Raw genomic sequence first — 13120 nt, forward strand, 5'->3', positions numbered from 1 at the left:
TGCGGCCCGGCCGCGCCCTGGCCGCGGCTCACGCCAGGTTGAGCTGCCAGGACACGCCGAAACGGTCGGTGACCCAGGCGAACTTGCGACTGACACCATAATCGTCGAGCGGCATCAGTTTCTTGCCACCTTCGGTGAGGCCCTCATAGACATGCTCGAGCACGGCCTCGGACGGGCATTCGACATAGAGCGACGAGGCCGGCGTGAAGGTGAAGGCGTGCTTGACCGGGCTGTCGATGCACATGATGGCGAGATCGCCGATCTCCAGCACCGCGCGCATCACCGATCCCTCGGCCCCCAGCTGACCCGCGCCATAGCGGACGATCTCGGTGATCGCCGCGTCATCGAACAGGTCGACATAGAACTCCATCGCCTCTTCGGCGCGACCCTGGAACATCAGGAACGGACGCACAGTCGTCTGCATGAGGACCTCGTCGGGGCGCACGCCCGTCTGAAACACAAAAGGCGAGCCTGAGGCTCGCCTTTGGGTGGAAAACCGGCGAACCGGAGCTCCCGTCTGGACCCTGCCGGGGAATGACTCCCGGAAGAGAATTGGTGCGGTCGAGAGGACTCGAACCTCCACTCGGTTAAGAACTACCACCTCAAGGTAGCGCGTCTACCAGTTCCGCCACGACCGCGTTATCGCCGGGGGCGGCCCGGCGAGAGCGGCTGTCTAGCAGAGCGGTTTGGCCGCCGCAAGCCGTGACTGCCGCATTCTCTGGGGGTCACTCGAATTCCATGATGACGGCGTCCACCGCCAGGCTGTCGCCGGCCTTGGCGCCGATCGACTTGACCTTGCCGTCGCGCTCGGCGCGCAGCACGTTTTCCATCTTCATGGCCTCGACGACGCACAGGGCCTCGCCCGCCTTGACCTCCTGACCCACCGCCACCGCGATCGACTTGACGAGGCCCGGCATCGGGCAAAGCAGCTTCTTGCCGGTATCGGCCGCGACCTTGACCGGCATGAGCGCGGCCAGCTCGGCCTCGCGCCGGGTATAGACATGGGCGCGGACCGCGATGCCGCGATAGGCCAGCGCCGCGCCATTCGGCATCGGGCGGACCAGCACATTGACCGGCTTGCCATCGACCGTGCCGGCGAAGACCGGCTGTCCCGGCACCCAGCCGGAGGCGACCACATGGGTGCCGTGCTCGGCGCCGCCAGCGCCGTCGAACAGCCTCACCGCGATCGTCGCCTCTTCGTCCACCACTTCGACATCGTGGCGGCTGTCGCCCAGCATCACCACGCGATCGCGGTCGAACTGCACCTTGGCGCCATTGCGCATCTGGCCGGAAATCTTGCGCTTGCGCAGGTTCTGCACGTGGTCGATGGCGGCAGCCACCGCCGCCAGCACGGTTGCCGCCTCGCCTTCCGGCGCGCGCGGCTTGAACCCGTCGGGATATTCCTCGGCAATGAAGCCGGTCGACAGATTGCCGCTCTGCCAGCGGCCGTGCTGCATCAGCGCCGAGAGGAACGGGATATTGTGCTGGATGCCGTCGATGGCGAAGGCGTCGAGCGCATCGGCCTGGGCCGCGATCGCCTGCGCGCGCGTCGGCGCCCAGGTGACCAGCTTGGCGATCATCGGATCATAGTAGATCGAGATCTCGCCGCCTTCGAAGACGCCGGTATCGTTGCGCACAACGGCGTCGCCCGCCCTGCCCTCGACCGGCGGGCGATAGGTCACGAGTCGGCCGATCGACGGCAGGAAGTTGCGATAGGGATCCTCGGCATAGATGCGGCTCTCCACCGCCCAGCCGTTCAGCTTCACCTGCGCCTGGGTGAGGCTCAGCTTCTCGCCATAGGCGACACGGATCATCTGCTCGACGAGATCGACGCCGGTGATCATCTCGGTCACCGGATGCTCCACCTGCAGGCGGGTGTTCATCTCGAGGAAATAGAACGACTTGTCCTGGCCCGCGACGAATTCCACCGTGCCGGCCGAATCGTACTGCACAGCCTTGGCCAGAGCGACAGCCTGCTCGCCCATGGCGCGACGCGTCTTCTCGTCGAGCAGTGGCGACGGCGCTTCCTCGATGACCTTCTGATTGCGCCGCTGGATCGAGCACTCACGCTCGCCGAGATAGATGACGTTGCCGTGCTTGTCGCCCAGCACCTGGATCTCGATATGGCGCGGATTGACGATGAACTTCTCGACGAACACGCGGTCGTCGCCGAAGGACGATTTCGCCTCCGACTTGGCGAGCTTGAAGCCCTCCGCCACCTCGGCTGCCGAATGGGCGATGCGCATGCCCTTGCCGCCGCCGCCGGCGGAGGCCTTGATCATCACGGGATAGCCGATCTCGTTGGCGATCTTGGTGGCGTGAACATCGTCCTCGATGACGCCCAGATAGCCCGGCACCGTCGAGACATTGGCCGCGGCGGCCGCCTTCTTCGATTCGATCTTGTCGCCCATGGCGGCGATGGCATGCGGATTGGGGCCGATGAAGACGATCCCGTTGTCCTTCAGCGCCTGGGCGAAGGCCTCGCGCTCGGACAGGAACCCGTAGCCGGGATGGACAGCCTCGGCGCCGGTCTGCTTGCAGGCGGCGATGATCTTGTCGATGACGAGATAGCTCTCGGAGGCCGCCGGCGGGCCGATGTGAACGGCCTCGTCTGCCATTTCCACGTGCATCGCGTCGCGGTCGGCGTCGGAATAGACGGCAACCGTCTTGATGCCCATCTTGCGCGCGGTCTTGATCACGCGGCAGGCAATCTCACCGCGATTGGCGATCAGGATCTTCTTGAACATGCGGAAAACTCTCGGAATACGCGCGGAGCCAGCGGTCTGCCGGCTATTAGAGCCAGGTCGGCCCGCCCGTCCACTCAGCTAATCGGACGACGGCCCCGACGAAAGTCGCAACCGCCGTGCCAATTCGCATCACATCCGAGAGATTTGCCGATCAGGCCGCGCGCATCGGCTTCAGCGCAGTCGTCCACTTGTGCAATTCGTCGAGCACCAGGTTGGCGCCCTGCGCCATCGGCTCGGTGCCGCGGAACACCTTGTCCTCACCGATCAGGGTCGAGAACAAAGGCACCGGCACGCCTTCCGGAATGGCCACCATCTTGAGCGTGGTCACCAGCGAGCGGGCCACCTGCGCCGCCCGCAGACCGCCGGAAATACCGGCATAAGTCACGAAGGCCACCGGCTTGTGGTTCCACTCGGACGCCAGATAGGTCAGCGCATTGATGAACGAGGACGGCGGGAAATAATTGTATTCCGGCATGACGAAGGCGAATGCATCCGCCTGCGCAACGCTGGCCGCCCACTTCTTCGTGTGCTCGAACTCGTACTGGCCCATGCGAGGATGCTTCGGCTCGTCGAAGACCGGCAGGTTGAAGCTGGCAAGATCGACGAGGCTCGCATCGAACTTGCCGTGCTTGAGGGCGAGATCGTGGAACCAGTTGGCGACGGGCACGCCCGCCCGGCTCGGACGCGTCGAGGTGATGATGGTCTGGAGCTTGAAGCTCATGGGAATCTCCGTAAACGCTGCCGACGGTCCGACGCTTGACCTAGCGTGGCGCGGCAACCAAGTTACTCTTTGTAACCGAGGCTATTTAGGTAACTTGTGCCGCGTCGCACAAGAAGGCACTTCGAGGGAAGTCAGGCACATGGATGTGACCGAGGATTGCGCAACGGTGAAGCCGGTGCTCGCTCGCATCGGCGACAAGTGGGTCGTACTCGTTGTCCGGCTCCTCGGCAGGAAGGGTCCACGCCGGTTCAACGAGCTGCGGCGCGAGATCGGCGCCATTTCACAGCGCATGCTGACCCTCACCCTGCGCGGGCTGGAGCGCGATGGCCTTGTCACGCGCACGGCCTATCCAACCATTCCACCCAAGGTCGAATATGCGCTGACGCCACTTGGCAATTCCCTGATGGGGCCGATCCAGGCGCTTGGGGACTGGGCATTCGCCCATCGTGAAGAGATGGATGCAGCCCGCGCCCGCTTCGACAGGATGAACGGCAAGCCCCACGACGACCGCGCGATGCCGGCCGCCGCCCCCGCTCACGACCGCGCCGCAACCTTCACGGAATGACGCGCAACTCGCTGTCGCGCCCGACAACCCGGGCAAGGGTGCGCAGCCGGCTTGCCAGACGGTCGCCGGCAAGCCCGCTGAGCGGGCCGGCGAGCGTCAAGACCAGGCGCCGCCCCTCGATGCTCAGTGGCGCATTCGGCAGCACGCCCGGCATGGCCGCCGAGATCAGATAGGCAACCCGCATGACCGCGCCGAGAATGCGCGCGCGATCGAGCAGGCGGACGCTGACCAGTTCGCGAATGCGCGGCGACATGAACTCGTCGAGCAGGCCCTCGTGTCGATAGAAGGCGGCAAGCGCCAGGAAGGCCCGCCCGGGATGGTCGACGCCGAGGAAATTGGCGTTGGCGATGATGTTGAGGCTCTGTTCGCCGCGGTAGTCGGGATGGGCGCGCCAGCCGATATCGGCGAGCAGGCAGGCGGCGCGGCGCAGGCGGCACTCCTCGGCCGTCTCGTCGAGATGCGCGACCTCCATGAACCTGTCGGTCCAGGCGACCAGTTCGTCACCGTGGCGCGGCGAGCGGGAGCGCAAGAGGCAGAGCTCGCGCGCCGCCTCGATCAGCGGGTCGCTCTGCTTGTCCGCGTCGCTCAAGAGCGAGTAGAGCAGGCCTTCGCGCACGCCGGTGACCGACAGGACCACCTTGTCGACCTTGGAGGCGCGCACCACCGCCTCGAGCACCAGCGCACCATAGGCAAGCAGCGGGCGACGGCTTTCCGCCACCACGTCGATCCTGGAGATCGTATCGGTCGGCTGGCGCGTGACGAGGTAGCAGAAATCGGCGACTTCCCGCCCTGACAGGGCATAGCCATGCATGACGTTCAGCGGATAGCCGCGCTGCGCCATGTGCAGCTTTGCAAGCGACCGCCAGGTGCCGCCAACCGCGTAGAAGGTCTGGCCCTTGCCCTTCTTCAGAATGTCCACCTTGCCGATCAGCTTGGCGGCGATCCGCTCGGCCTTCTTGACCGAATGTCCCGATGTGTCCTGCAGGGCGAGGCCGCCGAGCGGCAGGGTGATGCCGCCGCTGATGATCTGGCCCTGGACATCGACCAGTTCCAGCGAGCCGCCGCCGAGATCGCCGACGATGCCGGATGGATTGTGAATGCCCGACATGACGCCGAGGGCGGCGAACATTGCCTCCTCGCGACCGGTCAGCACGCGCATCGGTACGCCGAAGATCTGTTCGCATTCGGCGGTGAACCAGGCACCGTTCTGGGCGTCGCGCACGGCGGCTGTCGCCAGCACATGCAGGGCGCCGACGCGCAATTGTGTGCACAGGGCCCGGAACCGGCGCATGGCGGCCAGCGCCTTGGCCACCGCCTCGTCGGCGAGCCGACCGGTGGTCAGCACATTGCGGCCGAGGCCGCACAGAACCTTCTCATTGAAGATCGGCGTCGGCGAGCGGCTCAACGCCTCGTAGACAACCAGTCGAACCGAGTTCGACCCGATATCGACAACGGCAATGGTCGCGCCGGTCTGCAACCGCCCCGGCGCAACCTCGAAAACGTCAGCCGCCCGCACGCTCGTTCCGTCGGGCGAGGCGGCGGGGAGAGGATTCCTTGAGCGACTTTCCACGTCCGGACAGGCTCGGGTTTGTCATGAAATATTTGTGGGCGTTGAAGGCCTCTTCACCCTCGGCCGGCTTGATACGCTCCGAGGTCCCATCCGACAAGAGCCGCCAGCTCTGCTGGTTGTCCTTGAGGTTAGCCATCATGATCTGATCGAGCGCCTGCTCGTGCACGGTCGGATTGGCGAGCGGGCACAGCGATTCGACGCGGCGGTCCAGATTGCGCGGCATGGCATCGGCCGACGAGATGTAGACATGCGCCTTGGGGCTCGGCAGGCCGTGACCGCCGCCGAAGGCATAGATGCGGCTGTGCTCCAGGAACCGCCCGACGATCGACTTGGCGCGGATATTGTCGGACAGACCGGGCACGCCCGGACGCAGACAGCAGATGCCGCGCACCACGAGATCGATGGCAACGCCTGCCTGGCTCGCGTCATAGAGCGCGTCGATGATGACGGGATCGACCAGCGAGTTCATCTTCATCCAGATCGCCGCCGGCTTGCCAACCTTGGCGAACTCGGCCTCCTGCGCGATGTGATCGAGCAGGCGCTTCTTCAGATTGACCGGCGACACCGCCATGGCCTCGAGCTCCTGCGGCTCGGCATAGCCGGTGATGTAGTTGAAGATGCGCCCGACATCGCGGGCGATCACCTTGTCATCGGTGAAATAGGACAGGTCGGTGTAAACCCTGGCGGTGATCGGGTGATAATTGCCCGTCCCGACATGGCAATAGGTCACCAGCGCCTCGCCTTCGCGGCGGATGACCATCGACAGCTTGGCGTGGGTCTTCAGGTCAACGAAGCCGAAGACCACCTGCACGCCGGCGCGTTCGAGGTCGCGTGCCCAGCGGATATTGGCCTCTTCGTCGAACCGCGCCTTGAGCTCCACCAGCGCCGTCACCGACTTGCCGGCCTCGGCCGCTTCGGCGAGCGCGCGCACGATCGGCGAATCCGACGAGGTCCGGTACAGCGTCTGCTTGATCGCCACCACATTGGGGTCGCGGGCCGCCTGGTTGAGGAACTGGACCACCACGTCGAAGCTCTCATAGGGGTGGTGGACGACCAGATCCTTCTGGCGGATCGCAGCAAAACAATCGCCGCCCTGCTCGCGGATGCGCTCGGGGTAGCGCGGGGCATAGGGCACGAACTTCAGATCGGGCCTGTCGAGCGAGACCAGCTGCGACAGCTCGTTGAGCGCCAGCACCCCATCGACGCGGAACACTTCGTCATCGGCCACCGCCAGCGCGCGGGCGATGAACAGCCTGAGGTCCTCGGGCATCGAGGCCTCGACCTCCAGCCGGATCACCGTGCCGCGCCGGCGCTGCTTCAGGGCCGATTCGAAATGGCGGACCAGATCCTCGGCCTCTTCCTCGATTTCGAGATCGCTGTCGCGGATGACGCGGAAGGCGCCCTGCCCGATCACATTGTAGCCGGGGAACAGCCGCCCGATGAACAGGCCCACCGCCTGTTCCAGGGTGACAAAGCGCCGGGCGCCGGTTTCGGCAAAGTCCGGCAGCTTGATGAAGCGGTCGATCTTGGCCGGCACGCGAATGAGCGCTCGCATGGCGCGGCCGTCGACCGCGCGCTTCAGCGCCAGCGCAACCGTGAAGCCAAGATTGGGAATGAACGGGAACGGATGGGCCGGGTCGATCGCAAGCGGCGTCAGGACCGGGAAAATGTAGCCGAGAAAATGGTCCTCGAGCCAGGCGCGCTCGGCCTTGGTGATCTCGGGCGCATCCACCAGGACGATCGCTTCATGGAGCAGCTCGTCGCGCAACTCCTTCCAGCGGGTCTGCTGGTCGGAGGCAAGGCTCGCAACAGCCTCGCCGATCTTCACCAATTGCTCGGCAGGCGTCAGGCCGTCGGGCGAAATGGTGCCGACGCCCTCCTTCACCTGGCCGATCAGGCCGGCGACACGCACCATGAAGAACTCATCGAGATTGTTCGCAGAGATCGACAGGAAGCGCAGCTGTTCGAGCAGGGGATGGTTGCGGTTGGAGGCCTCCTCCATCACGCGCCGGTTGAACTGCAGCCAGGAGAGTTCGCGGTTGATGAAGCGACCAGGTTCGTGGCGCACCGGGTTTGGCGCGCCGACATGGACCACGCCCCGCCCCTCGGCCGCATGACCGGAACCATGCAGCGAGCCATGCTCGCCGTTCGCGTCCTGCGTGGCGGCACGGCGCTGGCCCTCGTCACTCGTCTCGACCGTCGACATCGTTGACCCTCTCATATGAACGGACCACCCTTCCGTCGCTAACGTGACGGTACTATGACGGCTGTCACAGGGCGGGCGTCAAATCAGGGTCGGCTGCATCACCCGTTCGAGCACCTGCGCCGCCAGCGGCCGGGTGAGCCTGCGACCGGTCTCCAGCGTCTCGCGATCGAGCGCGGCCACCAGCCTACGCGCGGCATCCAGCGATCGTTCCATGCGCCGGGCGAGATATTCCACCACTTCGACGTCGCAGAGCATCTGCCTGTCGGCGAAGAGCTTGACCAGGACCGCCCTGAGGAGCCCGTCCTCCGGTTCGGCGAGCCGGGCGACCGGCAGGGCGCGCAGCCGCGACCCAAGGTCGCGCAGGCTCGTCCCCCATGAGACCGGCGCCTCGCGCGCCGTCATCAGCACGAAGGCCCCCTCCTCCTTCGCGGCATTGATCAGGTGGAACAGCGGCACCTCGGAGGTGCGCGGGCCGGCATCCTCCAGGAGCAGCGCACCGGTCGCCAGCGCATCGGAGGGCTGGACACCGGCGAGATCGCGGGCCGCCAGGCGGCGCGCACCGGAGAGATCTGCCCAGATGGAGCCGAGATGGCTCTTGCCGGCGCCCGGAGGTCCAACGAGCGCCACCACCGGTGCCGGCCATTGCGGCCAGGCCTCCACCAGGGCCAGCGCCTCGGCATTGCAATCGGCCTCAAGAAAGTCGTCGCGCGCCAGGCTTTCCGGCAAAGCCAGATCGAGCGCCATCTGGCGCGGCCCGGCACGGAACGCTTCGGAACTCATCATCAGTCTCTCGTCGACGCCGCGACCTCGGCTCGCGGCACGCCCGTATAGAGCGGGCTCGCGAGATATTTCCGGATGGCGAACCGCGTCAAGACACCGATGGCAGCCGCCATCGGAACCGCGAGCAGCAGGCCGACAAAACCGAACAGAGCGGCGAAGGCAAACAGCGCGAACAACAGCCAGACAGGATGCAATCCGACCGATTCACCCACCAGATTGGGATAAAGCACATAGGCTTCGAAGAATTGGCCGATGACGAAAATGCCGAGCACGATGAACACCATCGTCCAGTTCGGCCAGAACTGCACGATGGCCACGCCAACCGCCAGGATCATGCCGGTCAGCGAGCCGACATAGGGCACGAAGGACAGAGCTCCGGTCGACAGGCCGATCAGCAGGCCGAAATTGAGCCCGGCTCCCGTCAGTGCCACCGAATAGAAGATCATCAGCGCGAGGCAGACCGAGGCTTGCCCCCGCACGAAGGCGGCCAGCGCGACATCGATCTCGCGCATCAGCTCCAGGATGGTCTCGCGCTGGCGCAGCGGCAGCCAGGAATCGATCTTGTTCATCAGGCGCGGCCAGTCGCGCAGCAGATAGAAGGCGACGACCGGCGTCACCACGAACAGCGAGAACAGCGAGATGAAGGCGGCCCCGCCGGACCACAGCCCCTGCAGGAAACCGCCGATCCAGCCGATCGACTGGGTGACCAGTTCGCTGACCGACCGCGAGACATCCGGCAGCCGCTCGCCGAACACCGCCTGCAGCCATTCGCGGTTGCGGTCTGTCGCCAGCGCCTGCAACTGGACGACATAGCCCGGCAGCCGCGCAACGAAGGCCGTCAGCTGGTTGCCGAGAAGCGGGATGATCAGGATCGTCAGCAGAATGAAGATGACGATGAACGTTCCGATGACCAGCATCGTGCCGATCACCCGCGGCAGGCCGACACGGCCGAGATGGGTCACCAGCGGGTTGAGGAAATAGGCGAGCGCCAGGCCGGCGACGAACGGCAGCAGCATCCCGCGCAGCACGTAGAGCGTGAGCACGAGGACCAGGAGCCCACCGATCCAGAAGCCGACCTGTTTCTGCAGGGTCAAGGACAGCCCTTTCGCTGACGACTTATCACCGTGGCAAGACCTGACGCGGCTTTCAAGGCCTTGATATGGCGCGAGGCGTCAAGACCCGCCGCCGGGCGCCGACATATGGCGCGTCCAGGCCACCAGATAGGCCGCGGCCGACGACAAAGTCAGCGCGGCGACCGACCACATCACGACCGTGATCGGCCATGCCAGGTCGAGCTTCAGGCCGAGAGAGGCGAGAACCAGGGTCGCGAACAGGATCTGGGCGGCCGTGTTCGCCTTCGAGATATAGAGCGGCTGGATGACCAGCGGATTGCCCATCAGGGTCGACAGAAGCACCGCCCCGACAATCATGAAGTCCCGGGACACGACCAGGATCGCCACCCAGGGCGGGATGAAGCCGAAGATCGCCAGCGACACATAGATCGAGACGATCAGCGTCTTGTCGGCCAGCGGATCGAGATAGGCACCAAGCTCGGTGCGCTGGTCGAACCGCTTGGCGATATAGCCGTCGATACCGTCGGTGACCCCCGCAATGACGAAGCCGGCCAGCGCCAGGCTCATCTGCCCCTGGGAGATCGCCCAGACGACCACCGGCACGAGCAGGATGCGCAGGATCGTCAGGAGATTCGGAATATTCACGGTGAGCCGGACCGACTAAGCCAGAGGGAGGGAGAGCCTAGGGGTCGCCCCCCGCCTTGCCAAGGCAGCCGAACAGGTGAATGCCCAGGTTTCAGGCAGATTTTGCGCTATCACAAGTCGCAACGAAGCTGGCGATCCGCTCAATCGACGGTTGATCCACCAGCATGGGCGCGTGGCCCTGCCCCGGCACGATGAACGTCTCCAGGCCCTTGTGCCGCTCAGCCATCGCGTCCAGCGTCTCCGGCGCGATGATGTCGGAATTCTCGCCCCGGATGGCGAGAACGGGAACATCGGCCAGTCCGTCGAATTGCGGCCAGAGCGTCGGCATGGGCTGGTCGAAATTGACCGCTTCCAGCGGCTTGGTCAGTGCCGGATCGAAGGATTGCACGAGGCGCCCCTCGGTCTCGTTCCACATCGAGCGCGCCTGGCGCATCCAGTCCTCGTCGGAAATGGCCGGAAAGCGCGCGGCGCCAATGCTCTTGATGAAGGCGACAGCCTCATCGAAGCTCTTCGGCTGGGGCATCTTGCCGAGATAGGACTTGATCCGGGCAAGCCCGGTGCCATCCACCACCGGGCCGATATCGTTGAGAACAGCGCCCGCGATCAGCGTGGGGCGGACCGCGCTCATCACCATGGTGATGAGGCCGCCGCGCGACGTGCCGAGGAACACGGCCTTCTCGATGCCAAGCACGGTGGTCACCGCCAGCACATCGCCAACTTCCACCGGCACTGCGTAGTTCTGCCAGTTGGGATCCCAGTCCGACTGGCCGCGCCCCCGATAATCCGGGCAGATCACCTGCCGGGTCGCCGCGAGCGACCGCGCCAGCACGTCGAAATCGCCGGCATTGCGCGACAGGCCCGCAAGACAGAGCAGCGGCAGCCGGCCGGCGACCGGCTGGCCATAGACCCGCACATGCAGCTTCAGCCCGTCGGACGACGTGATGAAGCGGCTCTCATAGCCCTGCCCGGCCGCGCTCTCGCTCACGGGGTCGGCTTCTTCGGATCGATCGCGATGCGGATCGACAATTCGCGCAGCTGCTTCGGCGTCGCTTCCGCCGGACCGCCCATGAGCAGGTCCTCGGCGCGCTGGTTCATCGGGAACAGCGAGATCTCGCGGAGATTCTGCGTGCCGCAGATCAGCATGACGATGCGGTCGACGCCCGCCGCCATGCCGCCATGGGGCGGCGCGCCATACTGGAAGGCGCGATACATGCCGCCAAAGCGCTCGATCACCGTCTCCTCGCTGTAGCCGGCAATCTCGAACGCCTTGACCATGGCCTTGGGGCGATGGTTGCGGATGCCGCCGGACGCGATCTCATAGCCGTTGCAGGTGATGTCGTACTGGAACGCCTTGATGGTCAGCGGATCCTGCGTCTCCAGCGCCTCCAGGCCACCCTGCGGCATGGAGAAGGGATTGTGCGAGAAGTCGACCTTCTTCTCTTCCTCGTCATATTCGTACATCGGGAAGTCGACGATCCAGGCGAGCTCGAACCGGTCCTTGTCGATGAGGTTCAGCTCTTCGCCCACCTTGGTGCGCGCCATGCCGGCGAACTTGACGAATTTCGCCGGGTCACCGGCGACGAAGAAGGCGGCATCGCCTTCCTTCGTGCCGAGCTGCTCGCGGATCGCGGCGGTGCGCTCAGGTCCGATATTGTTGGCGAGCGGGCCGGCACCCTCGCCGCCCTCGCGCCACATGATGTAGCCGAGACCCGGCTGGCCCTCGCCTTGAGCCCACGAGTTCATCCGGTCGCAAAAGGCGCGCGAACCGCCGGTCGGACCGGGGATTGCCCAGACCTGGTTCTTGGAATCTTCCAGCATGCGCGCGAAGACCTTGAAGCCCGAACCGCGGAAATGCTCGGACACGTCCTGCATGACCAGCGGATTGCGCAGGTCCGGCTTGTCGGTGCCGTATTTGCGCATCGAGTCCGCATAGGGAATGCGCGGCCAGTTGTGGGTGACCGGCTTGCCCTCGGCGAAATCCTCGAACACGCCCGTGATCACCGGCTCGACAGCGGCAAACACGTCGTTCTGCTCGACGAAGCTCATTTCGAGATCGAGCTGGTAGAACTCGCCCGGCAAGCGGTCGGCGCGCGGGTCCTCGTCGCGGAAGCAGGGCGCGATCTGGAAATAGCGGTCGAAGCCCGACATCATCAGGAGCTGCTTGTACTGCTGGGGCGCCTGCGGCAGCGCATAGAACTTCCCGGGATGGATGCGGCTCGGCACCAGGAAGTCGCGCGCGCCTTCCGGCGAGGAGGCCGTCAGGATCGGCGTCTGAAACTCGAAGAAGCCGGCGCCCTTCATGCGGTTGCGGATCGAATCGACCACCTGGCCGCGCGTCATGATGTTCTTGTGCAGCTTCTCGCGGCGCAGATCGAGGAAGCGGTACTTGAGCCGCGTCTCTTCCGGATAGTCCTGGTCACCGAACACCTGCAGCGGCAGTTCGGCCGCCGGACCCAGCACCTCGAGATCGGTGATGAACACCTCGATGTCGCCGGTCGGGATCTTGCCGTTCTTCAGGCCCTCGTCGCGGGCCTTCACCTTGCCATCGATGCGGATGACCCATTCGGCGCGGCATTCCTCGAGCGCCTTGAACGCCGGGCTGTCGGGATCGGCGAGACACTGGGTAATGCCGTAATGGTCGCGCAGGTCGACGAACAGGATGCCCCCATGGTCGCGGATGCGGTGGCACCAGCCGGACAGGCGAACAGTGTCGCCGACATGGGCGGAGCGCAGTTCGCCGCAGGTGTGGGAGCGGTAGCGGTGCATGGGAGGCCTCGGCAGAGCGATGAAGGCGATGCGCCGGAGCGCAGGCC

General features: G+C 65.3%; 11 protein-coding genes and 1 tRNA gene. 1 reads left to right on the top strand and 11 read right to left on the bottom strand.

Features of this window, described 5'->3' with window-relative positions; translation table 11 throughout:
• Positions 1-28: 28 nt before the first annotated feature.
• The 4 genes from E8L99_RS19285 to E8L99_RS19300 all read right to left on the bottom strand — a co-directional run bounded on the left by E8L99_RS19285 (position 29) and on the right by E8L99_RS19300 (position 3468).
• Positions 29-424 (bottom strand): VOC family protein, encoded by a 396-nt coding sequence (locus E8L99_RS19285; protein WP_137101071.1) that lies wholly within the window; start codon positions 422-424, stop codon positions 29-31.
• A gap of 129 nt (positions 425-553) precedes the next feature.
• Positions 554-638, bottom strand: a tRNA-Leu gene (locus E8L99_RS19290).
• An 87-nt stretch (positions 639-725) separates the two neighbouring features.
• Positions 726-2747, bottom strand: a complete 2022-nt coding sequence (locus tag E8L99_RS19295) for an acetyl-CoA carboxylase biotin carboxylase subunit (RefSeq protein ID WP_137101072.1) — start codon at positions 2745-2747, stop codon at positions 726-728.
• Between the two features lie 151 nt (positions 2748-2898).
• A complete protein-coding gene (locus E8L99_RS19300) occupies positions 2899-3468 on the bottom strand; it encodes an NADPH-dependent FMN reductase (protein WP_137101073.1) in 570 nt (189 codons plus the stop codon).
• A 139-nt stretch (positions 3469-3607) separates the two neighbouring features.
• Here E8L99_RS19300 and E8L99_RS19305 point away from each other — a divergent pair, with 139 nt between their 5' ends.
• Entirely contained in the window at positions 3608-4033 is a 426-nt protein-coding gene (locus tag E8L99_RS19305; RefSeq protein WP_137101074.1) for a winged helix-turn-helix transcriptional regulator, read from the top strand.
• Here the strand turns inward: E8L99_RS19305 and E8L99_RS19310 are convergent.
• The 7 genes from E8L99_RS19310 to aspS all read right to left on the bottom strand — a co-directional run bounded on the left by E8L99_RS19310 (position 4023) and on the right by aspS (position 13073).
• Positions 4023-5549: a Ppx/GppA phosphatase family protein gene (locus tag E8L99_RS19310; protein ID WP_252511162.1), complete on the bottom strand. Its 1527-nt coding sequence runs from the start codon at positions 5547-5549 to the stop codon at positions 4023-4025. The two genes, E8L99_RS19305 and E8L99_RS19310, sit on opposite strands and share 11 nt — an antisense overlap.
• A complete protein-coding gene (locus E8L99_RS19315) occupies positions 5536-7809 on the bottom strand; it encodes an RNA degradosome polyphosphate kinase (RefSeq protein WP_137101075.1) in 2274 nt (757 codons plus the stop codon). The genes E8L99_RS19310 and E8L99_RS19315 overlap by 14 nt, the downstream gene beginning before the upstream one ends.
• Positions 7810-7887: 78 nt before the next feature.
• Positions 7888-8592: an HdaA/DnaA family protein gene (locus E8L99_RS19320; RefSeq protein ID WP_252511163.1), complete on the bottom strand. Its 705-nt coding sequence runs from the start codon at positions 8590-8592 to the stop codon at positions 7888-7890.
• Complete coding sequence (locus tag E8L99_RS19325) at positions 8592-9683, bottom strand: AI-2E family transporter (protein WP_137101076.1); 1092 nt, start codon at positions 9681-9683, stop codon at positions 8592-8594. Before E8L99_RS19325 ends, E8L99_RS19320 begins: the two co-directional genes overlap by 1 nt.
• A 78-nt stretch (positions 9684-9761) precedes the next feature.
• Entirely contained in the window at positions 9762-10307 is a 546-nt protein-coding gene (locus tag E8L99_RS19330) for a CDP-alcohol phosphatidyltransferase family protein (RefSeq protein ID WP_137101077.1), read from the bottom strand.
• Positions 10308-10398: 91 nt separating this feature from the next.
• Positions 10399-11292, bottom strand: coding sequence for an alpha/beta fold hydrolase (locus E8L99_RS19335; RefSeq protein ID WP_137101078.1), 894 nt, complete (start codon positions 11290-11292; stop codon positions 10399-10401).
• Positions 11289-13073 (bottom strand): aspartate--tRNA ligase, encoded by a 1785-nt coding sequence (aspS, locus tag E8L99_RS19340; protein ID WP_137101079.1) that lies wholly within the window; start codon positions 13071-13073, stop codon positions 11289-11291. The genes E8L99_RS19335 and aspS overlap by 4 nt, the downstream gene beginning before the upstream one ends.
• Positions 13074-13120 lie beyond the last annotated feature (47 nt).

Origin of the sequence: Phreatobacter aquaticus (genome assembly GCF_005160265.1) — a bacterium.
Classification (GTDB): Bacteria; Pseudomonadota; Alphaproteobacteria; order Rhizobiales; family Phreatobacteraceae; genus Phreatobacter; species Phreatobacter aquaticus.

Bases quoted from the DNA above. Each gene is read 5' to 3' on its own strand.
- aspS (WP_137101079.1), bottom strand. From the start codon at position 13,073: ATGCACCGCTACCGCTCCCACACCTGCGGCGAACTGCGCTCCGCCCAT.
- E8L99_RS19320 (WP_252511163.1), bottom strand. From the start codon at position 8,592: ATGATGAGTTCCGAAGCGTTCCGTGCCGGGCCGCGCCAGATGGCGCTC.
- E8L99_RS19295 (WP_137101072.1), bottom strand. From the start codon at position 2,747: ATGTTCAAGAAGATCCTGATCGCCAATCGCGGTGAGATTGCCTGCCGC.
- E8L99_RS19305 (WP_137101074.1), top strand. From the start codon at position 3,608: ATGGATGTGACCGAGGATTGCGCAACGGTGAAGCCGGTGCTCGCTCGC.
- E8L99_RS19300 (WP_137101073.1), bottom strand. From the start codon at position 3,468: ATGAGCTTCAAGCTCCAGACCATCATCACCTCGACGCGTCCGAGCCGG.
- E8L99_RS19285 (WP_137101071.1), bottom strand. From the start codon at position 424: ATGCAGACGACTGTGCGTCCGTTCCTGATGTTCCAGGGTCGCGCCGAA.
- E8L99_RS19315 (WP_137101075.1), bottom strand. From the start codon at position 7,809: ATGTCGACGGTCGAGACGAGTGACGAGGGCCAGCGCCGTGCCGCCACG.